Source organism: Ruegeria sp. B1 (genome assembly GCF_056535885.1).
Map to the genome: position 1 here is coordinate 1,040,500 of NZ_JBQFJA010000001.1, position 20,016 is coordinate 1,060,515.

The following is a 20,016-nucleotide window of genomic DNA, read 5'->3' on the forward strand; positions in this document are numbered from 1 at the left end:
GCTGTCTTATGTTTATTCAGACCGAATCCACCCCGAACCCGGCTACTTTGAAATTTCTGCCTGGTCAGACGGTGCTTGAGGCGGGAACAGCGGATTTCCCAACTGCTGAGGCGGGCGAAAAGTCCCCGCTGGCACAGCGCATTTTTGCTGTGAGCGGTGTGACCGGTGTGTTCTTTGGCAATGACTTCGTGACCGTGACCAAGTCGGATGACATGCAGTGGGATCACATCAAGCCCGCAATTCTGGGCGCGGTGATGGAGCATTACCAGTCCGGTCAACCTGTTATGGGCGCAGACGCCACACCCGCATCGGGCCATGCAGAACACACCGGAGAGGATGCCGAAATCGTTGATCAGATCAAGGATCTGCTTGACAGCCGTGTGCGCCCTGCCGTTGCTCAGGATGGCGGTGACATCACGTTCCACGGGTTCGATCGCGGCGTTGTCTATCTGCACATGCAGGGCGCGTGCGCAGGCTGCCCGTCTTCGACCCTGACGCTGAAGATGGGAATCGAGAACCTTCTGCGTCACTACATCCCGGAGGTGACTGAGGTTCGGCCCGTTGCCGTCTGACACAACCGTACTGGCATTTGACACATCGGCCGCGCATTGCGCGGCCGCTTTGCTACGCGGCGATGACATAATCACCGTGCACGCCGAAGCCATGTCGCGCGGGCAGGCCGAGCGGCTAATGCCGTTGCTGGAAGACCTGTTGATCCAAGCGGATTGCAAATGGGCAGACCTTGACGCGATTGGCGTTGGAACCGGCCCCGGCAACTTTACCGGTATTCGCATTTCTGTGTCCGCCGCACGCGGCCTTGCACTTGGGCTGTCGATTCCTGCCGTGGGTGTGACTGGTTTCGAAGTGCTGAGATCGCTCATGCCACGCGGGACGGTGCCTGCCATCTCTGCACCACGAGATCAGGTTTACGTTCAAACCGCTGATAACCCGCCGCAACTCGTCGCACGGAACGAAGCAGACGCGTTGGGTAAATTGTTTTTTAGTGCCGACCCAAGTGCAAACGTGCGGGCTATCGCAAAAATTTCAGCGAGCCGCTGGACAGATGTGCAAACATCCCCCGCACCTTTCTATTTGCGGCAGGCGGATGCGGCGCCGTCCAGTGACGTACCACCCGTGCTGTTGGACGGATGACCCCGCAGGATTTGGCATCCACACACGCAGCTGCGTTTACACAGTCTCGCCCATGGACACCCGATGAATTTGCTGACCTTTTGGCCAATCCGGTCACACAGGTTGTCGGAAATGTCCGGTGCTTTGCACTGTTTCGGGTCATCGAACAAGATGCGGAGTTGCTGACAATTGCGACTCACCCCGCGTATCAAAGACAAGGATTGGCCTTACGCTGTATGAAAGCCTGGCACGCTCGTGCCGTCGGGTTGGGTGCAAAACGGGCTGTTCTTGACGTGGCCGCCGACAATGACGCCGCCCTCGGCCTGTATGAGCGCTGCCGGTATCGACGCTGCGGCCTGCGCAAAAGCTACTATTTGCGCAATAACGGCAACAAATGCGATGCGGTTGTGATGGAATGCAGCCTGCCCTGACGGCAAATGCCATTTTTTCGACCATATGGTCAAAATACTGTTGACCCTTCCTGTTGCAAACGTCCTTAATTCCCGCCATCACAACGGTTATGCTCGCTCTGAGTGGGTAAACGGGGCTATCTTGGCTCCGAACCGACAAAAACCAACGGGAGTAACAAATGACCCTGATGAAATCCTTGATGGGCGCGGCCGCAGCGGTTGCATTGACAGCCGGCGCGGCGCTTGCTGAGCCAGCCCTGATCTTTGACCTGGGCGGAAAGTTTGACAAATCCTTTAACGAAGCCGCCCACAATGGCGCGCAACGTTGGGCCGACGAAACCGGCGGCACTTATCGCGAGATCGAACTGCAGTCCGAAGCCCAGCGTGAACAGGCGTTGCGCCGGTTTGCCGAAGCGGGCGCCAACCCGATCATCACCATGGGTTTTGCCATGGCTGATCCGCTGTCTGCCGTTGCCGGTGACTACCCGGACACCAAGTTCGTCGCCGTAGATGTCACCTGGCTGGATGCCCCAAACATCCGTCAGATCGGTTTTGCCGAGCATGAAGGCTCCTACCTGGTTGGCATGATGGCGGCGATGGCGTCGGAATCGGGCACCGTTGGCTTTATCGGCGGTATGGACATCCCGTTGATCCGCCACTTTGGCTGCGGCTATGCGCAAGGCGCCAAAGCTGTGAATCCGGATATCGAAGTGGTCGCCAACATGACCGGCACCACCCCGGCGGCTTGGAACGACCCGGTGAAGGGGTCGGAACTGACCAAGGCGCAGATCAGCCAGGGTGCTGACGTGATCTATGCAGCCGCTGGCGGCACCGGCGTTGGTGTTCTGCAAACCGCAGCCGACGAAGGCATCCTGTCGATCGGTGTGGACAGCAACCAGAACCACCTGCATCCGGGCAAAGTTCTGACCTCGATGCTGAAACGCGTTGACGTCGCCGTTTATGACGCGATGAGCGCAGGCGAGAACCTTGAAACCGGCGTATTCGCCATGGGGCTGGCCGAAGAGGGCGTTGGCGTTGCAATGGATGATAACAACGCCGCGCTGGTCTCGGATGACATGAAAGGCGCAGTCGACAAGGCACGTCAGGACATCATCGACGGCAACGTCGCCGTTGTCAGCTACTACGAGAACGACAGCTGCCCTGCACTACAGTTCTGATCTTACGCGGGACGGAGGCTTGGCCTTCCGTCCCGTTTCCACTCTGCCGCTTTTTGCAAACGCGGCCCCTTCGGCAACCCAAGGACAAGACATGACCGTCCCCGCCATTGAGCTCAAAGGGATTTCCAAAGCCTTTGGGCCGGTTCAAGCAAACAAGGACATCTCGATCAGCGTCGCCCCCGGAACGATCCATGGCATCATCGGCGAAAACGGTGCGGGCAAATCCACGCTGATGAGCATTCTCTATGGCTTTTACAAAGCCGATAAGGGCGAGATCTGGATCAACGGGCAAAAGACCGACATCCCGGACAGCCAGGCCGCAATCGCCGCGGGGATCGGCATGGTGTTCCAGCATTTCAAGCTGGTCGAGAACTTCACCGTTCTGGAAAACATCATTTTGGGCGCCGAGGATGGTGGCCTTTTGGGACCCTCACTGGCCAAGGCCCGCAAGGAACTGAAAGAGCTTGAGGAAGAGTACGAACTGTTCGTCGATCCGGACAAACGCATTGATGAGATCGGCGTTGGGGCTCAGCAGCGTGTCGAAATCCTCAAAGCACTGTATCGCCGTGCGGAAATCCTGATCCTGGACGAACCGACCGGTGTGTTGACCCCTGCCGAAGCGGACCAGCTGTTTCGCATACTCGCCCGGTTACGGGAAGAAGGTAAAACTATCATCCTGATCACTCACAAGCTGCGTGAGATCATGGAGGCGACCGATACCGTGTCGGTCATGCGGCGGGGTCAGATGACCGCGACTGTCAAGACCGCCGAGACCAACCCACAGGAATTGGCGGAGCTTATGGTGGGCCGCAAGGTCCTGTTGCAGGTGGACAAAGTGCCTGCAAAACCAGGAAAGCCTGTTCTCGAAATTGAAAACCTGCGAGTGACCGACGAAGCGGGTGTCGAACGGGTTAAAGGCATCAACCTAACTGTCCACGCTGGCGAGATCGTGGGCATCGCAGGCGTTGCCGGTAATGGGCAATCGGAACTGCTGGAAGTTCTGGGCGGGATGCGTCCCGGTACAGGGTCGATCAAGCTGAACGGTACGCCCCTGGCGCTCAGCGGTCCGGGATCGGACGGGCAGGCCCGACGCGCCCAGCATATTGCGCACGTGCCCGAGGATCGACAGCGTGAAGGCCTCGTCATGGACTTCCATGCATGGGAAAACGTGGCGTTCGGCTATCACCGCGATCCCGCCTACAAGCGCGGCATATTCATGGACAATGCCGCCCTGCGTGCCGATACCGAGCGCAAGATCGAGAAGTTTGACGTACGACCGCCAGATGGGTGGCTGGCAGCAAAGAGCTTTTCAGGCGGCAATCAGCAGAAAATCGTCGTCGCACGCGAGATCGAGCGCAACCCGGACCTTTTGCTGGTCGGGCAACCGACCCGTGGTGTCGACATCGGCGCCATCGAGTTCATTCACAAACAGATCGTCGCGCTGCGCGATCAAGGCAAGGCGATCCTATTGGTGTCGGTTGAGTTGGAGGAGATCTTCTCGCTGTCTGACCGGATCGCGGTGATGTTTGATGGACATATCATGGGCGAACGCCTGCCCCAGGAAACAGACGAAAAAGAACTGGGCCTGCTGATGGCCGGAGTTGCCGGAGAGGCCGCGTGAACCATGGATAAAATGCCCAAATGGGCCGATGTGGTCCTGATTCCTCTGATCAGTCTGATATTGGCGGCGATCCTCTCGGCTCTGGTTATTCTCGCGATCGGTGAGAACCCGGTGGAAGCCGTGAATCTGATGGTGACAGGCGCGTTGGGGTCGACTTATGGCTGGGGCTATACGCTCTACTACGCGACCAATTTCATGTTCACCGGGTTAGCGGTCGCGGTCGCTTTTCACGCACGTATGTTCAATATCGGTGGCGAGGGTCAGGCCATGCTGGGCGGGCTCGGTGTCGCCATGGTGTGCCTTTACATCGACTGGCCGCATTGGAGCATTGCTCTGGTGGCAGCAGGTCTGGCTGCGGCGCTGTTTGGCGCCGCGTGGGCCGCGATCCCGGCTTATCTGCAGGCCAAACGCGGCAGTCATATCGTGATCACTACGATCATGTTCAATTTCATCGCCGCCGCGTTTCTAAACTATATGCTTGTGAACATCATGCGCCCTTCGGGATCGCAGGACCCGGCCACGGCACGGTTCCCTGAGGCGGTTCATCTGCCGACCTTTCAGTCCATGTTCTCAACGGCTGAAAACGTCGTCTTTCGCGGTGCTCCGGCAAATGTCTCATTCTTCGTCGCGATCCTTGCTTGCGTTGTGGTCTGGGCACTGATCTGGCGCACCCGGCTGGGATATGAAATCCGGGCTTATGGCCACTCGGAAACCGGCGCAGTCTATGCCGGTATCTCTCCGGTCCGCATTACAATTGTCGCGATGCTGATTTCCGGTGCGCTGGCAGGTATGATGGCGATCAACAACGTCATGGGCGAGGCCGAACGACTGGTTCTGAACGCGACCGAAGGCGCGGGCTTCATCGGGATTGCGGTGGCGCTGATGGGCCGATCTCATCCATTTGGGGTGTTCCTCGCGGCCCTTCTGTTTGGATTCCTGTACCAGGGCGGCGCAGAACTGGCGCTCTGGACGTCGATCCCGCGCGAGTTGATCGTCGTTATTCAGGCACTGGTGATCCTGTTTACCGGCGCACTGGACAACATGGTGCGTATGCCGCTTGAGAAGCTGTTCCTTGGCTTCAGAAAAGGAGCGGAGTGATGGAGTTTTTCGTAACACTCATCCAGATCTTCGATTCCACAATCCGGCTGGCGACCCCATTGTTGCTCGCGTGTCTGGCGGGCCTGTATTCCGAACGCGCCGGGATCTTCGATATCGGCCTCGAAGGCAAGATGCTGATGGCTGCCTTCTTTTCTGCCGCCGTTGCCGCCGTCACCGGTTCAGTTTGGCTAGGTCTGCTGGCGGGAACGGCCTCATCGTTGATATTGTCGGGGCTGCACGGGGTCGCATCGATTACATTCCGTGGCAATCAACTGATCTCGGGCGTTGCCATAAACTTCCTGGCAGCCGGAATGACCGTCCTTGTGGCGCAGAGTTGGTTTCAACAGGGTGGTCGAACCCCATCCTTGTTTGGAGGCGGACGCTTCGAGTCCGCTGAATTCCCCTACGCAATCGGGCCAGAGGATGCCGAACTGACAGGGCGGTCTGTCTCGGACCTGATGTCCGATGCCAATGTCGTGCACCTTGTGTACTCCGAACTGCTGTCGGGACACTCGACCCTGGTGTACGTCGCCTTTCTGATGGTGCCTGCAACGTGGTGGGTTCTGTTCCGGACGCGGTTCGGCCTGCGACTGCGCGCAGTCGGGGAAAATCCAGCCGCGGTTGACACCGCAGGTGTCTCGGTCGTGGGCCTGCGATTTGCTGCGGTTGCAATTTGCGGCGTGTTGTGCGGAATCGCCGGTGCGTATCTTGCCACCGCCTTACAAGCGGGGTTCGTAAAGGAAATGACGGCTGGCCGGGGCTTTATTGCACTCGCAGCTCTGATCTTTGCAAAATGGCGGCCCTGGCATGCGATGTGGGCCTGTTTGCTGTTTGGGCTGTTACAGGCCATCGCCTTGCGATTCCAGAACATTGATCTAGGCGGGATAGTCATACCGGTGCAGGTCATGGATGCGCTTCCCTATATCCTGACCGTCGTGATTCTGGCCGGGTTTGTTGGCAAGGCAATCCCGCCCCGTGCGGGCGGCGAACCTTATGTGAAGGAACGCTGATCAGTCCAGATTGCGATCATTTTTAGATCCTGTTTGCTGCAGAGCGGCATACGTAGTTGATTTTATATGCTGCAACCGCTCTAAGGGGGTATGCACGCAAATCCCCTGATAGACAAAATGGCGAAATGGGTCTTGCCAGAAGCCGAGACTCATGGCGCAGAGGTTTGTGTTGGCCTGACGTTTGGCATGGCTCGGAAGCGGGCATACAAACCAACGGTGCCCGTTCCCGGACAGGCGCAGCTGCAATGCCGCTGCCGTATTCACTTTTCGAATTATTGGTCAAATAACAGCTATGCCGCGTTGTGCGGCACAGCCAAATACGTCTAGAAGCGCCTATGCAAATCTATCTTCCGATTGCCGAAGTTTCAGTGAATGCCTTTCTGCTTTTGGGGCTTGGCGGGATGGTTGGCATCCTGTCGGGTATGTTCGGCGTTGGTGGCGGGTTTCTAATGACGCCGTTGCTGTTTTTCATCGGCATCCCGCCCGCTGTTGCGGTCGCAACTGAGGCCAACCAGATCGTCGCCTCGTCCTTCTCGGGTGTTCTGGCTCACTTCCGACGAAAAACCGTTGATTTCAGGATGGGAACTGTCCTGCTGGTCGGCGGCCTGATTGGCGCCGCACTGGGTCTTGTCGTTTTCAACTACCTCAAGAGCCTCGGCCAGGTCGATCTGCTGGTTACGCTTTGTTACGTGGTGTTCCTGGGTGTGATCGGCACCCTGATGTTCATCGAAAGCCTGAGAGCGCTGCGCAAGGCAAAAAGGGGTGGACCCACACCCGCCAAACGGCGCCAGCGTGGCTGGATTCATGCGATGCCCTTCAAGATGCGGTTTCGCACGTCGGGCCTTTATATTTCAGTAATCCCGCCAGTGCTGGTCGGGCTGTGCGTCGGGGTTCTGTCGGCCATTATGGGTGTCGGCGGCGGGTTCATTATGGTGCCCGCCATGATCTACCTGCTGGGCATGCCGACAAAGGTTGTCGTCGGGACCTCACTGTTTCAGATCATATTCGTCACCGCCTTTACAACAATGCTGCATGCTACGACCAACTACACGGTTGATGTGGTGCTGGCCGTTCTGCTGCTGGTGGGTGGCGTCATCGGGGCGCAGATTGGCACGGTCATCGGTGCACGAATGCCGGCGGAACAACTGCGTGTCCTACTGGCTGCGCTGGTCCTTGCAGTCTGCGGCAAGCTGGCTCTCGACCTGCTTCTAGAGCCTACCGAACTGTATTCCCTCAGCGGCGGCGGAGGTCATTGAACGTGCTGCGCCTCCTGATCTCTGTACTGTGCCTGCTTTGCCTGCCTGCGGCGGCAGCTGAGGAACAGGTTGTCCTGGGGCTGAGCCAGGATCGCGTCGCCATCACAGCAGACTTCGATGGCTCCGAGATCCTCATTTTTGGTGCCATCAAACGCGAGGCCCCGATCCCCGCGGGTCCTCCGCTTGAGGTTATCGTTACTGTTGCCGGACCTTCGGAACCTGTGACTGTGCGGCGCAAGGCGCGCAGGCTGGGCATCTGGGTCAACACTGATAATGTTCTGATCGATCTCGCCCCCAGCTTTTACGCGGTCGCCACTAGCGGGCCGCTGGACGACATCCTGTCTGACACAGAGGACTTGCGCTACCGGATCTCTATCGAGCGCGCGATTCGGTCGGTCGGCGCAGCGATGCATATCAGCGAGGCGCAGGATTTCGCGAATGCTGTTGTACGCATCCGCGAAGAGGATGAGTTGTATTCAATTCGTGAAGACACCGTTGCCGTCGACGAGCAAACCCTGTTTCGCACCTCGATTGCCATGCCCGCCAATCTGACCGAAGGAAGCTATGCCGCCCGCATTTTCCTGACGCGGGGGGGCAATGTGATATCGCAATACGAAACCGCAATTGACGTCCGCAAGGTCGGGCTGGAACGGTTTTTGTACAACATGTCCCGCGAGCAGCCGGTTTGGTATGGGTTGATGTCATTGGTGATTGCGATTTCCGCAGGCTGGGGCGCCTCGACCGCGTTCCGGTTGTTGCGCGAGAAGTGACCCCTACCCTCTGCCAATATAGGGCATCGTCGTCGCCATCACGGTCATGAACTGCACGTTTGCCTCAGGCGGCAGGTTGGCCATATGCAGCACCGACCGGGCAGCATCTTCGACGGTCATGGTCGGATCAGGGGTTTCGCCCCGTGCAATTGCCGCATCGGCAAGCCCCTGAATCAACTGGGTCCGGGCGTTTCCAATGTCGATCTGCCCGCAAGCAATGCCAAAACCGCGCCCGTCCAGCGACAGGCTGCGGGTCAGACCTGTGATGGCATGTTTGGTTGCTGAGTAATGCACCGAGTTCGGGCGCGGGACGTGCGCCGCGATCGAACCGTTGTTGATGATCCGACCGCCCTGGGGGTCTTGAGTGCGCATCAAGCGGAACGCCTCGCGCGCGCACAGAAACATGCCGTTCAGGTTCACATTGACGCTCTGATACCAGTCATCCAGGGCGATTTCGTCAATTGTACCTCCGGGTGCGAAAATGCCTGCGTTGTTGAAAAGCACATCCAGCCGGTTTGCCTGTTCAATGAAGGACCGAAAGGCGCTGGCCACGGCATTGGGGTCAGTGACATCCGCGACTAGGGCAATTGCATTGCGATGAGCGTCCGCCATTTGTGTCAGAACGTCTTCGCTGCGGGCCAGCAAACCGACCGTCCAGCCTTCAGCCAAAAAAAGCTCGGCTGTGGCACGCCCGATGCCCGAGCTGGCGCCAGTTACGATGATCGATTTCATGTCTCTTCCGCCTCCAATGTCAAAGAGGCCGCTGGCAGCGCACGCAGATCATCCACCCGCAAGGGATGAGTGGGTTTCGACAGACGATTGCGAACAACCCAAACCAACCGCTCCTGCGCGCGCGTTATGGCGACATAGGCCAAGCGCTTCCAAAGGGGTTGTCCAGCTTCGGTGCGCCCCATCCTCGCTGCCGCATAGATATCCGGGGCAAAGACCTGAACCGTACCCCATTGCGACCCTTGGGCCTTGTGGATGGTCACAGCTGCGCCGTGCAAAAACGTTGCCCCCATACGCGCTGCGTAGGGGATAAACGGTTCCTCTTCATCGGGCATCTCGATCTTGACGATGGATGCCGCGCTGACCTGCGGATCCTCGGCCCCCATCACATGCAATCGGGAAAACCCCGGTTTGCGCCCGGGCCCAAGATAGATCACCTGTGCACCCTTGATCAGCCCTCGCGCCTCTAGGTCCAGCCGTTTCTTGCGGTGCTTCAGCGGCAGTTCAATACCGTCGCAAATCAGGGGCTCACCTTCGATCAGTTCGGTGTCCGGAGCGTTGTGAACCTGCCGGAACGCCTGGATCAAACGGACGCGCGTCGCATTGCGCCAGACCAGAACCGGGCTGCGGGCCATCAAATCAACTTCGACCCGCTGACCCCATATCACGCGATCGTCGGTTCGGGCCGTTTGTTCGACGAGGCGTTCGAAATCCTCAAAACCCATTGCCGGATCTGCCAGTGCATGGGCCAGATCCAGAATGGGGTTGTCGGCATCCTGACGATGCACCCTGTGAAGGGTCAGTTTCCGCGGCTCCGGCAAGGCGTCAAACACCATGTTTCCAGATTGGTTTACCGGGGCAAGCTGCGCAGGATCCCCAAACAGCAGCAGGGTCGGAAAGATCTCTTGCAGGTCCTCAAATTGCCTGTCGTCCAGCATCGAGGCCTCATCAACAAACCCAATATCCAGTGGTTCATCCCTGCGCTTCCAGCCGGTGATGAAATCGGACCCTCTCAAGCCAGCGGCAGCAAGGGCGCCGGGTAATGACTTGTTTTTCTCATAAAATGCCGCCGCGCGATCCAGTGCCTCGTTGGTCAGTCCTTCGATTTCGGGGCGGTCACCGTTGCCCGCCAACCATTCAGCGATGCGCTCGTATTCCGGGTCGTAAACGGGTGTATAGAGGATTCTGTGGATGGTCGTTGCCGGAACCCCGCGCAAGCGCAAAACGCTTGCCGCCTTGTTCGTTGGTGCGAGAATCGCGAGGCTGCGCTTGTCTCTCGACTTGCGGCTTTCATAGTCACCGGAAACGACGTGAACACCGGTGTCAGACAGGGCCTTGTAGAGCTCTGCCAGCAACAGCGTTTTGCCGGACCCGGCTTTGCCAATAACCGCCATGACACCGGATTTTCCGGCTCCAGGAAGCTTGAGCAGGGCATCGTCCTCCAGATCGACACCCGCTGATCGCAACATTTCGGCAATGCCGTCGAAGGCGGCGGCCTGATCTTCAGAAAAAGTCACATTCGGCAGAGACATGGCGCGACCCTACAGGGCCATGCCAGCCTTCGCCAGATGTGGAAACGCGAATTCAGGTGTTCAGGCGGACAAAGCAAATCTGTGCTGTCTGCCGGACCCAAACGCGGTGTTGAACCACAACCGCGACAGGTCGCGAGGAATACCCGCACGCCCGGCAACCCGGTCGCAATCGTTGGCAGAGTATGGCCACAGACCAACCGAAATCTGCTCCCGCCCCTGCCCCTGCGTTCCCAGCACAGTCGGGGACGAGCCAATCAGTCGGTAGATGCGGATCATCCGTGCGTCAAATACCCCGGCAATATGGGTCAGACCGAAGCCCTCCATCATTTCTCCGCCACTCAACATGATCGCACCTGCGGTATGCGGGCTTGCCGTACGAGACAAACAGAACCGCGTAACTTCCCAAATCAATGGGCTGCGGATGGGTTGACCGCCCGTCAGATGACCAAAGATGTCATTGACCATCACCGGACCGGTTGTCGGCAGAACCCGCATCGACCCACCATGGCTGCCGTCCGATTCTTCCCAGATGACGTAAAGTGGGTTGAGATCATCATATTGGTCTCGTTCTTCCCCTTTTTCATTAACCTTAACATCCCAGCCCAGCCGGGTTCTGAACTGATCTGCGCGATCCAGAAACATCCCTTTCGCCAGCTTTGGATACTTGTGTAACTCGTCCGCATAGACATAACGCAACATGACTTGTTCCCCTCTTCGTCCTGTACAGGAACGAAAGGGGTACAAAGTTACGGTTAATATCGGGTGTGGCGGGCGCGCGCGCTTTAAACGACTATTAATCCCCGGCTGAGCGCCGTGGCGATGGCATGAGTGGTGTTCTGAGCACCCAGTTTCGAGCGCGCACTTTCAATGTAAACTCTCAGGGTGTGCTCGGAAATCGACAGAGAATGTGCCACCTGAGCCCGGCTGTAGCCCAGCGCCAAAAGGGTCATTGCGTCAATTTCGCGCGGCGACAACCCCCGCGTCACATCCGGTTGCCTGTCCTTTTCGAATTCAAGAGCTTTGCGGTTGAAGTAATGCGCAATCAGGATCAGGTCACGTCCATGGTTGGAGATAAAGTCCTGCCAATACCTGTCATCGCAACTGTGGTTGACAGTGAACAGCGCAAATTGCCCGTTCGGCCCGCGGATCGGAATGGAATAACCCTGATTCCCAACGCCATGCTCCTGCGCATCCTGCAGAAATGCCTTGGCAACTTTGCTCGACCAATCCAGAGACTTCCAATCCACCGGATGAAACCGCTGAAAACAGCCCAGAATGACAGGGTCTATCCTGTGGTAGTTTTTTCCCGGTACCGTTTTTCCCACGCGTCGGAATAGGTGGTGCACCCGTACTGATCGCCAGCTCCGTCCACCCAATGATATGTTAGATGCTCGACGCCGAGCGTATCGCGCAACCGGTCGGCAACACCAATGAGCTCGTCAAGCGTGCTGGTGTTTTCCAAATCTTCCAGAATCTGACCCAAGTCGAGTTCTGTTGCCATCCCCAGGCGCCCGTGCCTCATCCTTCAGGGACGCGATTTCGGCCGCTGCGATCAACCTGGTGTCATCAAGCTGTTCGGCGAGCGCACTCAACCCGTTCGCAACTGCAAAGGCGTTGAGGTCCGACAATACGTCCAGTATCCACTCATTCTGCGCCATCAGGGTCTCTCTGAAATAGTTAACGAAGGGTTAACACAACCATAACATGTATGATGTTTTTCGGCCTATTCACCGGTTTCTACTCCCCAAAAATGGCGATAGGCATGTTTACAACTCTTTGAAACCTTGCAAGACGGCAGGCAAAAACAGGAAACCCGCGAACCGGTAATGCGATTCGCGGGTGACTACCTGTGAACAAAGAGAGGTATCAGCCTTTGGCGTCCAGCACCTCTTCGAGGGTCCGCAAACCGGTGCGGGGTGCCTGAACCAGAACCGACATGTTGCCAGGCTTGTGTTCATTTCGCAGCATTTTCATGTGCGCCTCAGGCAAGTCATTCCAGGTAAACACCTCAGACATGCAGGGGTCCAGCCGACGTTCCACCATCAGCTTGTTCGCGGCCGCCGCCTGTTTCAGATGTGCAAAGTGCGAACCCTGCAGGCGCTTCTGGTGCATCCACATATAGCGCACGTCAAAGGTACAGTTGAACCCGGTGGTTCCGGCACAAATCACAACCATGCCACCCTTTTTCACCACAAAGGTGGAAACGGGGAAGGTACTCTCACCCGGGTGCTCAAAGACCATATCGACATTGTTACCCTTGCCGGTGATGTCCCAGATCGCCTTGCCGAACTTCCGCGCCTCTTTGAACCAGTCTGCGTATTCAGGTGTGTTGACCGTCGGCAGCTGGCCCCAGCAGTTGAAATCCTTGCGGTTCAGAACCCCCTTGGCGCCCAGCCCCATGACAAAGTCGCGCTTGCTCTCGTCCGAGATGACACCAATCGCGTTCGCACCCGCCGTGTTGATCAATTGGATCGCGTAAGACCCCAAGCCACCAGAGGCCCCCCAGACCAGAACGTTCTGACCGGGCTTCAGATCATGCGGCTCGTGACCAAACAGCATCCGGTAGGCTGTCGCGAGGGTCAGCGTGTAGCAGGCTGCCTCTTCCCAAGTCAGGTGTTTTGGGCGAGGCATCAACTGCTGAGCTTGTACACGGGTAAACTGACTGAAGGACCCATCGGGTGTTTCGTATCCCCAGATGCGTTGGCTGGGCGAATACATCGGATCACCACCGTTGCATTCTTCGTCGTCGCCATCGTCCTGATTACAGTGAATGACAACCTCGTCGCCAACCTTCCAGCGCTTTACCTTGTCGCCCACCGCCCAGACAATGCCAGACGCGTCCGAGCCGGCGATGTGATAAGGCGCTTTGTGGCCATCAAACGGGCTGATAGGCTGGCCCAACGCAGCCCATACGCCATTATAGTTTACACCGGCAGCCATCACCAACACCAGCACCTCATTGCTGTCCAGCGTCGGAACATCCACCACTTCCTGCAGCATCGCGGTGTTTGGCTCGCCGTGGCGTTCCTTGCGAATGGCCCAGGCGTACATTTGCTTGGGCACAAACCCCATGGGCGGGATCTCTCCCATCTCATAGAGGTCTTTTTCGGGTGCCTCGTACGACGCGATACCGCTTTCGGTGTCCAAAGCCATGCTGGCCTCCTTTTTTGCTAACGCCGCGATGCAGAATCGCGCCTTTCAAAAGATGAGATATTGACCGTTATGAAATAATGCAACCTTTTTCGGCGCAAATTTGAAACTTTATGACCCAGCAGATGCAGAAAAATCTTCTGCACCTGCAGCGTCAGCATCTTTGACACCAACTGGAACAGAGGCCGCATAGAAATCGAACAGTTCTTGGCGCTGGCCAGACAGGGATAGAACATCGTTGTTCCGGCTCAGGAGTCGCCGCTCGACCAACTGGTGAATGGCACTTGCAATGGCGGCGGCATCTGCACCTGACTGACTGCCGTCGCGCTTCATCATAGCCTCTATTCGAGACCGGACGGCGTCAACCGCCATCGGGCCGTTTTCGCGCAATAACCAGCACACCGCAGGAACGGGCACCAAGGGAACCGCATGCCCGATGCGCTTCATCAGTTCACGCGCCAGATCCGTCATCACGTCGTCTTTGTCATCACCACGAAAACTCTGAAGCGAGATCGGCATGCCATACCGCACCGATGCAAGTCCGAAGCGCGTGTAGCGACCAATCAATCGCCGCCAGATCTGTTTCAGGCTCCACCGCGTAATGACGCCGATTCTGGCGCGGAAGCGACGGTCCGTTCCCAAAGCCGCACGGGTGAGGATCGTATCCTCAAGCACCCGGTCATAGTTCAGTGCCACGGGTACAAAGACGACGTCACGCCCATCAGGTTCGGTACCGTCGATGATGTACTTGAGCAATCCAAGTTTGGGACGACCGAGAGCCCCGGTGAGACTCAGCCCGCCCTCAGGGAACATGGCTTGGGTTACACCGGCTTCGGTCGCGTGACGCACATAACACGACAAAACCTGACGGTAGAGATCGCTGCCTGACTTTCGCCGGATGAAATAAGCCCCCATTGCCCGGATCAGGCGACTGAGCGGCCAGACCCGAGCCCACTCACCAACCGCGTAGGACAAGGCCGATTGTTGGGCTGCCAAATAGGTCACAAGCACATAGTCCATGTTGCTGCGATGGTTCATTACAAAGACAACCGTGGCTTCGGGGTCGATATCCCGCAGCGCTTTCTCATCTTCGTAGCTGAGCCGCACATCATAAAATGTATTACTCAGGATGCGGGCCAGGCGAATTGCGATACTGAAATAGGCGACAGCGGAAAAAGATGGCACGATTTCGCGGGCATAGCGACGCGCCTGTTCAAAGGCGACTGCTTCCGGAACGCCGGTCTGCTGAGCATGCAATTGCGCCGCTCGCCCCACCTGCGGATCATAGATCAGCCGTTGGATCATGTCGTGTCGCCGGGCCAGTTTGAACGGTTGGATAGGGCGTTGCAGGCGTTTGTTTAACCGAGACACGGCCCGTTCAAGGCGACGGCGAAAGAACCAGCGCACCGATGGAAACAGAAAATGCGAGGCCAGCGTGACCGCAGCAAAAACCACGATCAGAACAAACAGCCAAAGCGGGAGTTCCACAGTCTGTGTCATGCCCGCACAGTGCCATCAATCCGACCCGCTCACAATCTGCACAATCCAGAGATGCCGCAACGCAGCGAATTGACATGTCCCAAAAATTGCGCTTTAGAACCTTAGGACGTAATTTTGTTGCTCATCGATATGCGAGGCTCACCCATGACGCAGATGCAGAAAGATCGCCCCTGGTTGATCAGAACCTATGCCGGTCATTCCACAGCCCAAGCGTCTAACGCGTTGTATCGTGGCAACCTTGCCAAAGGTCAGACCGGGCTTTCCGTGGCCTTCGATCTGCCAACACAAACCGGATACGACAGTGACCATACGCTCGCGCGCGGCGAGGTTGGGAAAGTCGGTGTTCCGATCTGCCATTTGGGCGACATGCGGGTCCTTTTTGATCAAATCCCGCTCGAGCAGATGAACACTTCGATGACCATCAATGCCACCGCCCCTTGGCTGCTGGCACTTTATATTGCGGTCGCCGAAGAGCAAGGCGCCGATGTATCCAAGCTGCAGGGCACCGTGCAGAACGACCTGATCAAAGAGTATCTGAGCCGCGGGACTTATGTTTGTCCGCCAAAACCCTCCCTCAAAATGATCGCGGACGTCGCCGAATACTGCTACACGAATGTGCCCAAATGGAACCCGATGAATGTGTGTTCCTACCACCTGCAAGAAGCCGGCGCGACACCGGAGCAGGAACTGGCCTATGCTCTGGCGACTGCAATCGCGGTTCTGGACGAATTGCGTCCACGAGTGCCAGCCGAAGATTTCCCCGCTGTCTGTGGGCGTATTTCGTTTTTTGTGAATGCCGGGATCCGGTTTGTTACTGAAATGTGCAAAATGCGCGCCTTCGTGGATCTTTGGGACGAAATTCTGCAACAGAGATATGACGTCGAAGATCCCAAATTCCGCAGGTTCCGCTATGGCGTACAAGTCAACTCGCTGGGCCTGACAGAACAGCAACCGGAAAACAACGTCTACCGCATCCTGATCGAAATGCTTGCCGTGACCCTGTCGAAAAAGGCGCGCGCCCGCGCAGTGCAATTGCCCGCGTGGAACGAAGCCCTTGGTCTGCCGCGTCCGTGGGATCAACAATGGTCGATGCGCATGCAGCAGATTCTGGCCTACGAGACAGACCTTCTGGAGTATGGAGATCTGTTTGACGGCAATCCGGCCGTCGATGCGAAGGTTGAAGAATTAAAAGAAGGCGCGCGCGCAGAACTGGCCAACCTGGACGCGATGGGTGGAGCAGTCGCGTCAATCGAGTACATGAAATCCCGACTGGTAGAGTCCAACGCGGACCGTTTGAACCGGATTGAGCGCAACGAAACCGTTGTGGTGGGTGTGAACAAATGGACCGAGGGCGAACCCTCGCCGCTGCAGACCGAGGATGGGGGCATCATGGTTGTTGACCCTGCTGTCGAGCAAGAGCAGATCAACCGTCTCAATGACTGGCGGTCTAACAGGGACAGTGCGGCGGTCGCGGCGGCATTGGCTGCATTGCGCAAAGCCGCAAAGTCCGGGTCCAATATAATGGCGCCATCCATCGAAGCCGCAAAGGCGGGTGCCACCACCGGCGAGTGGGCCGAGGAAATGCGCAAAGCCTATGGAACCTATCGCGGGCCAACAGGTGTCTCCGGCTCGGTGTCCAACAAGACCGAAGGGCTCGAAGACCTTCGCGCCGCCGTTGATGCTGTCAGCGATAAATTGGGGCGGCGCCTCAAGTTCCTGGTCGGCAAGCCGGGCCTCGATGGCCACTCAAACGGCGCGGAGCAAATCGCTTTCCGCGCACGGGATTGTGGCATGGATATCAGCTATGATGGCATCCGCCTGACGCCCGAGGAGATCGTGGCTGCAGCCGCCAAAGATGACGCCCATGTCATCGGATTGTCGATCCTGTCCGGCAGTCACCTTCCATTGGTCGAAGACGTAATGGCGCGTTTACGCCAAGAAGGGTTAGGCCATATTCCGGTGGTAGTGGGCGGAATCATACCGGATGAAGACGCGGAGAAGCTCAAGTCTATGGGTGTATCCAAGGTCTATACACCGAAGAATTTTGAGCTAAATGCTATTATGGGTGACATTGTAACTCTGGTTGATCCACACAATCTCGCCGCTGAATAGCAGTCACTTTAGCAAATTATTTCCCCGTATCTATCCCAGCAACATTTGGGATAGATATTATTGTCATCCGCAATTAGGGTGCGTCGATACGCCAAAAAAATCACCCACGGAGAAATGCAATGGGGACCAATGTTGAAAAAATGTCGCGCAAAGAGCTTCTGAAACTGCGCGACGATGTCGAGAAAGCCCTCATCAATGCGGAAAAAAGGGAACGGCAGGAAGCATTAAAAGCTGCAGAAAAGGCGGCGGCGGAATTTGGCTTCTCTTTGTCTGAATTGTCCGGTGATGCACCGCGCGCGACTAAAGGCCGGAAAGCAAAGGCAAAATACCGCAACCCCGCGGAACCGCAGCAGACCTGGACAGGTCGGGGCCGCAAGCCGCAATGGCTGCATGATGCCCTCAAAGCTGGTGCGGATATCTCGGATTTGGAAATCTGATTTGGAATTAGTCTCAAAATGACAATTCATATTGGCGCAGAAAAAGGCGAAATAGCAGAAACCGTTCTTTTGCCGGGCGATCCCTATCGCGCGAAATGGGCAGCCGAAACGTTTTTACAAGACGTGCGGCAGGTCAATAATGTCAGGGGCATGCTTGGGTTCACCGGCACCTGGAAAGGGAACCCGGTTACAATTCAAGGCAGCGGCATGGGTATGCCGTCCCTGTCAATCTACGTAAATGAGTTGATCCGCGATTATGGTGCAAAAACGCTGATCCGGATTGGATCCTGCGGCGGCATGCAGGACAGAGTTAAAGTGCGTGATGTCATTCTTGCAATGACCTCCACCACGCTCAGCACGCCGTCACGTGGCATTATGAAAGAGCTCAACTTTGCCCCCTGCGCCGACTGGGACCTGTTGCAGGCGGCTGCCAAAGCGGCATCGGAAAAGGGCACACCAACGCATGTTGGTGGAATTTACTCCTCAGACGTTTTTTATGACGAACGCCCCGATCTGAATGAACAGATGGTTCGGCACGGCATTCTGGGGGTCGAAATGGAAGCCGCCGAGCTGTACATTCTGGCCGCCCGTCATAACTGTCGGGCGCTGGCTGTTCTTACCGTGTCTGACCATTTGCTGACCGGTGCGGCTTTGCCCGCCTCGGACCGCGAGCAAAGTTTTGGCGACATGGTCGAGATCGCATTGCAAGCGGCCTTTCCCGAAGCTGAATAACGGTTTTCGGGCGGGTACATCCCGCCGCCGTTTTCTATTGATCGTGCTCGTCGCGCAAGCAGCGCGTCGGGCTTTCATCTCCGGTCGTCTGCGCGCCGCAAAACGTGCAGACCCAAAGACCCTCTTTTCGATGCTGTCGCCACCTGCAGTCTCGTGTCAGCGACGACGTCCGCGCGCGCCATAGAAAATAAGCGAACACTCCGGCGGCCAGAAGAAGCAGAAGAATGGGCATGCTTATTGCATCGCCTATTCACAGTACCCTTGGCAAGCCTTACAGGCGTTTGGCTTAGGCGGCGTTGGCGTAGTCGAACAGTCTTGGTTCGTCCTTGGTCTCAGCCTGTACGGGTTCGGGCATATAGTACGCCCATGCCTGATCAAGCAGCTCCAAGGCTTCTTTGGCGGATGTTTGAGAACTGGATGTCTTTGTTATCATTGGAGTGATTCCGACCCAATCGTTTCACTCCTCCCTGCCGCAAGCCTACGCCTTCAAGCCGCGATTTTCATCAGCTTTTTTTGCATCGGCGACATGCGTCCAAAGCAATGCGGTCAGTTGATCATATGCCGGTCAAACAGCGCGTTCCACCATCATCTTCTTGATCTCTGCAATCGCTTTGGCCGGATTCAAGCCCTTCGGGCAGGTCTTGGCGCAATTCATAATCGTGTGACAGCGGTACAGTTTGAACGGGTCCTCAAGCTCGTCCAGACGTTCGCCCGTAGCCTCATCCCGACTGTCGATGATCCACCGATAAGCGTGGAGCAGAGCCGCCGGGCCAAGATAGCGATCACCATTCCACCAGTATGACGGGCAAGCGGTCGAGCAGCTGGCGCACATCACGCACTCATAGAGACCATCCAATTTCTTGCGGTCTTCGATTGACTGCTTCCATTCCTTTGCCGGGCGGTTGGTCTTGGTTTCAAGCCACGGCATGATGCTGGCATGTTGGGCGTAGAAATGCGTCAGGTCCGGAATAAGGTCCTTGACCACCGACATGTGCGGCAGTGGATAGATTTTCACGTCACCCTTGATCTCCTCCATCCCGTAGATACAGGCCAGAGTATTGATCCCATCGATATTCATCGCGCAAGAGCCACAGATGCCCTCACGACACGACCGGCGGAACGTCAGCGTGGGATCGATCTCGTTCTTGATCTTGATTAGCGCGTCCAGAATCATCGGACCGCAGGTATCCATATCGACGAAATACGTATCCACGCGCGGGTTTTGGCCATCATCCGGATTCCAACGGTAGATCTTAAACTTGCGCACATTGCTTGCGCCTTCCGGCTTGGGCCAGGTCTTGCCGGTGGTGATCCGGGAATTCTTGGGCAGGGTCAATTGGACCATGTCAA

Annotated in this window: 20 protein-coding genes and 1 pseudogene; 13 read left to right on the forward strand and 8 right to left on the reverse strand. The window is 57.0% G+C overall.

Going from position 1 to position 20,016, the window contains the following annotated elements; translation table 11 throughout:
* Positions 1-8 precede the first annotated feature (8 nt).
* The 10 genes from ACR3ES_RS05000 (at position 9) to ACR3ES_RS05045 (ending at position 8,474) form a co-directional block, all read left to right on the forward strand.
* Complete coding sequence (locus ACR3ES_RS05000; RefSeq protein WP_170427999.1) at positions 9-572, forward strand: NifU family protein; 564 nt, start codon at positions 9-11, stop codon at positions 570-572.
* Complete coding sequence (tsaB, locus tag ACR3ES_RS05005) at positions 562-1,152, forward strand: tRNA (adenosine(37)-N6)-threonylcarbamoyltransferase complex dimerization subunit type 1 TsaB (protein WP_170427996.1); 591 nt, start codon at positions 562-564, stop codon at positions 1,150-1,152. Before ACR3ES_RS05000 ends, tsaB begins: the two co-directional genes overlap by 11 nt.
* Positions 1,153-1,163: 11 nt before the next feature.
* The gene (locus ACR3ES_RS05010; RefSeq protein ID WP_480634696.1) at positions 1,164-1,562 is read left to right on the forward strand and encodes a GNAT family N-acetyltransferase; all 399 of its coding nucleotides are present in this window, start codon (positions 1,164-1,166) and stop codon (positions 1,560-1,562) included.
* Between the two features lie 158 nt (positions 1,563-1,720).
* Positions 1,721-2,719, forward strand: a complete 999-nt coding sequence (locus ACR3ES_RS05015; protein ID WP_170427990.1) for a BMP family ABC transporter substrate-binding protein — start codon at positions 1,721-1,723, stop codon at positions 2,717-2,719.
* A gap of 91 nt (positions 2,720-2,810) precedes the next feature.
* Positions 2,811-4,340 carry an ABC transporter ATP-binding protein gene (locus ACR3ES_RS05020; protein ID WP_170427987.1) on the forward strand — a complete coding sequence of 510 codons (1,530 nt, stop codon included), beginning with the start codon at positions 2,811-2,813 and terminating at the stop codon, positions 4,338-4,340.
* A gap of 3 nt (positions 4,341-4,343) precedes the next feature.
* Complete coding sequence (locus tag ACR3ES_RS05025; RefSeq protein ID WP_170427985.1) at positions 4,344-5,438, forward strand: ABC transporter permease; 1,095 nt, start codon at positions 4,344-4,346, stop codon at positions 5,436-5,438.
* On the forward strand, positions 5,438-6,448 hold the full coding sequence (locus tag ACR3ES_RS05030; protein ID WP_170427982.1) for an ABC transporter permease: 1,011 nt from the start codon (positions 5,438-5,440) through the stop codon (positions 6,446-6,448). Before ACR3ES_RS05025 ends, ACR3ES_RS05030 begins: the two co-directional genes overlap by 1 nt.
* Positions 6,449-6,565: 117 nt before the next feature.
* Positions 6,566-6,775, forward strand: a complete 210-nt coding sequence (locus ACR3ES_RS05035) for a hypothetical protein (protein WP_170427979.1) — start codon at positions 6,566-6,568, stop codon at positions 6,773-6,775.
* An 8-nt stretch (positions 6,776-6,783) separates the two neighbouring features.
* Positions 6,784-7,704, forward strand: coding sequence for a sulfite exporter TauE/SafE family protein (locus tag ACR3ES_RS05040; protein ID WP_170427976.1), 921 nt, complete (start codon positions 6,784-6,786; stop codon positions 7,702-7,704).
* A 2-nt stretch (positions 7,705-7,706) separates the two neighbouring features.
* Positions 7,707-8,474, forward strand: coding sequence for a TIGR02186 family protein (locus ACR3ES_RS05045; RefSeq protein ID WP_170427972.1), 768 nt, complete (start codon positions 7,707-7,709; stop codon positions 8,472-8,474).
* A 3-nt stretch (positions 8,475-8,477) separates the two neighbouring features.
* Here the strand turns inward: ACR3ES_RS05045 and ACR3ES_RS05050 are convergent, their stop codons facing one another.
* The 6 genes and pseudogenes from ACR3ES_RS05050 to ACR3ES_RS05075 all read right to left on the reverse strand — a co-directional run bounded on the left by ACR3ES_RS05050 (position 8,478) and on the right by ACR3ES_RS05075 (position 15,385).
* On the reverse strand, positions 8,478-9,206 hold the full coding sequence (locus ACR3ES_RS05050) for an SDR family oxidoreductase (RefSeq protein ID WP_170427970.1): 729 nt from the start codon (positions 9,204-9,206) through the stop codon (positions 8,478-8,480).
* The gene (locus ACR3ES_RS05055; RefSeq protein ID WP_170427967.1) at positions 9,203-10,735 is read right to left on the reverse strand and encodes an AAA family ATPase; all 1,533 of its coding nucleotides are present in this window, start codon (positions 10,733-10,735) and stop codon (positions 9,203-9,205) included. The genes ACR3ES_RS05050 and ACR3ES_RS05055 overlap by 4 nt, the downstream gene beginning before the upstream one ends.
* A gap of 60 nt (positions 10,736-10,795) precedes the next feature.
* Positions 10,796-11,434 (reverse strand): acyl-homoserine-lactone synthase, encoded by a 639-nt coding sequence (locus ACR3ES_RS05060; protein ID WP_170427962.1) that lies wholly within the window; start codon positions 11,432-11,434, stop codon positions 10,796-10,798.
* Between the two features lie 83 nt (positions 11,435-11,517).
* Positions 11,518-12,236 (reverse strand): annotated as a pseudogene (locus tag ACR3ES_RS05065) (helix-turn-helix transcriptional regulator).
* Between the two features lie 365 nt (positions 12,237-12,601).
* Positions 12,602-13,888: a crotonyl-CoA carboxylase/reductase gene (ccrA, locus tag ACR3ES_RS05070; RefSeq protein WP_170427956.1), complete on the reverse strand. Its 1,287-nt coding sequence runs from the start codon at positions 13,886-13,888 to the stop codon at positions 12,602-12,604.
* Positions 13,889-13,996: 108 nt separating this feature from the next.
* The gene (locus tag ACR3ES_RS05075; protein WP_170427953.1) at positions 13,997-15,385 is read right to left on the reverse strand and encodes a 1-acyl-sn-glycerol-3-phosphate acyltransferase; all 1,389 of its coding nucleotides are present in this window, start codon (positions 15,383-15,385) and stop codon (positions 13,997-13,999) included.
* Positions 15,386-15,529: 144 nt separating this feature from the next.
* On the opposite strand from ACR3ES_RS05075, the gene ACR3ES_RS05080 reads away from it, so the two are divergent.
* The 3 genes from ACR3ES_RS05080 (at position 15,530) to deoD (ending at position 18,666) form a co-directional block, all read left to right on the forward strand.
* A complete protein-coding gene (locus tag ACR3ES_RS05080) occupies positions 15,530-17,497 on the forward strand; it encodes a protein meaA (protein WP_170427950.1) in 1,968 nt (655 codons plus the stop codon).
* Between the two features lie 119 nt (positions 17,498-17,616).
* On the forward strand, positions 17,617-17,934 hold the full coding sequence (locus ACR3ES_RS05085) for an H-NS histone family protein (RefSeq protein WP_170427947.1): 318 nt from the start codon (positions 17,617-17,619) through the stop codon (positions 17,932-17,934).
* A gap of 18 nt (positions 17,935-17,952) precedes the next feature.
* Positions 17,953-18,666, forward strand: coding sequence for a purine-nucleoside phosphorylase (gene deoD / locus ACR3ES_RS05090; protein WP_170427945.1), 714 nt, complete (start codon positions 17,953-17,955; stop codon positions 18,664-18,666).
* A gap of 286 nt (positions 18,667-18,952) precedes the next feature.
* Here the strand turns inward: deoD and ACR3ES_RS05095 are convergent, their stop codons facing one another.
* Positions 18,953-19,099: a hypothetical protein gene (locus ACR3ES_RS05095; RefSeq protein WP_170427942.1), complete on the reverse strand. Its 147-nt coding sequence runs from the start codon at positions 19,097-19,099 to the stop codon at positions 18,953-18,955.
* 132 nt (positions 19,100-19,231) lie between these two features.
* Positions 19,232-20,011: a succinate dehydrogenase iron-sulfur subunit gene (locus tag ACR3ES_RS05100; RefSeq protein WP_480424951.1), complete on the reverse strand. Its 780-nt coding sequence runs from the start codon at positions 20,009-20,011 to the stop codon at positions 19,232-19,234.
* Between the last annotated feature and the right edge of the window lie 5 nt (positions 20,012-20,016).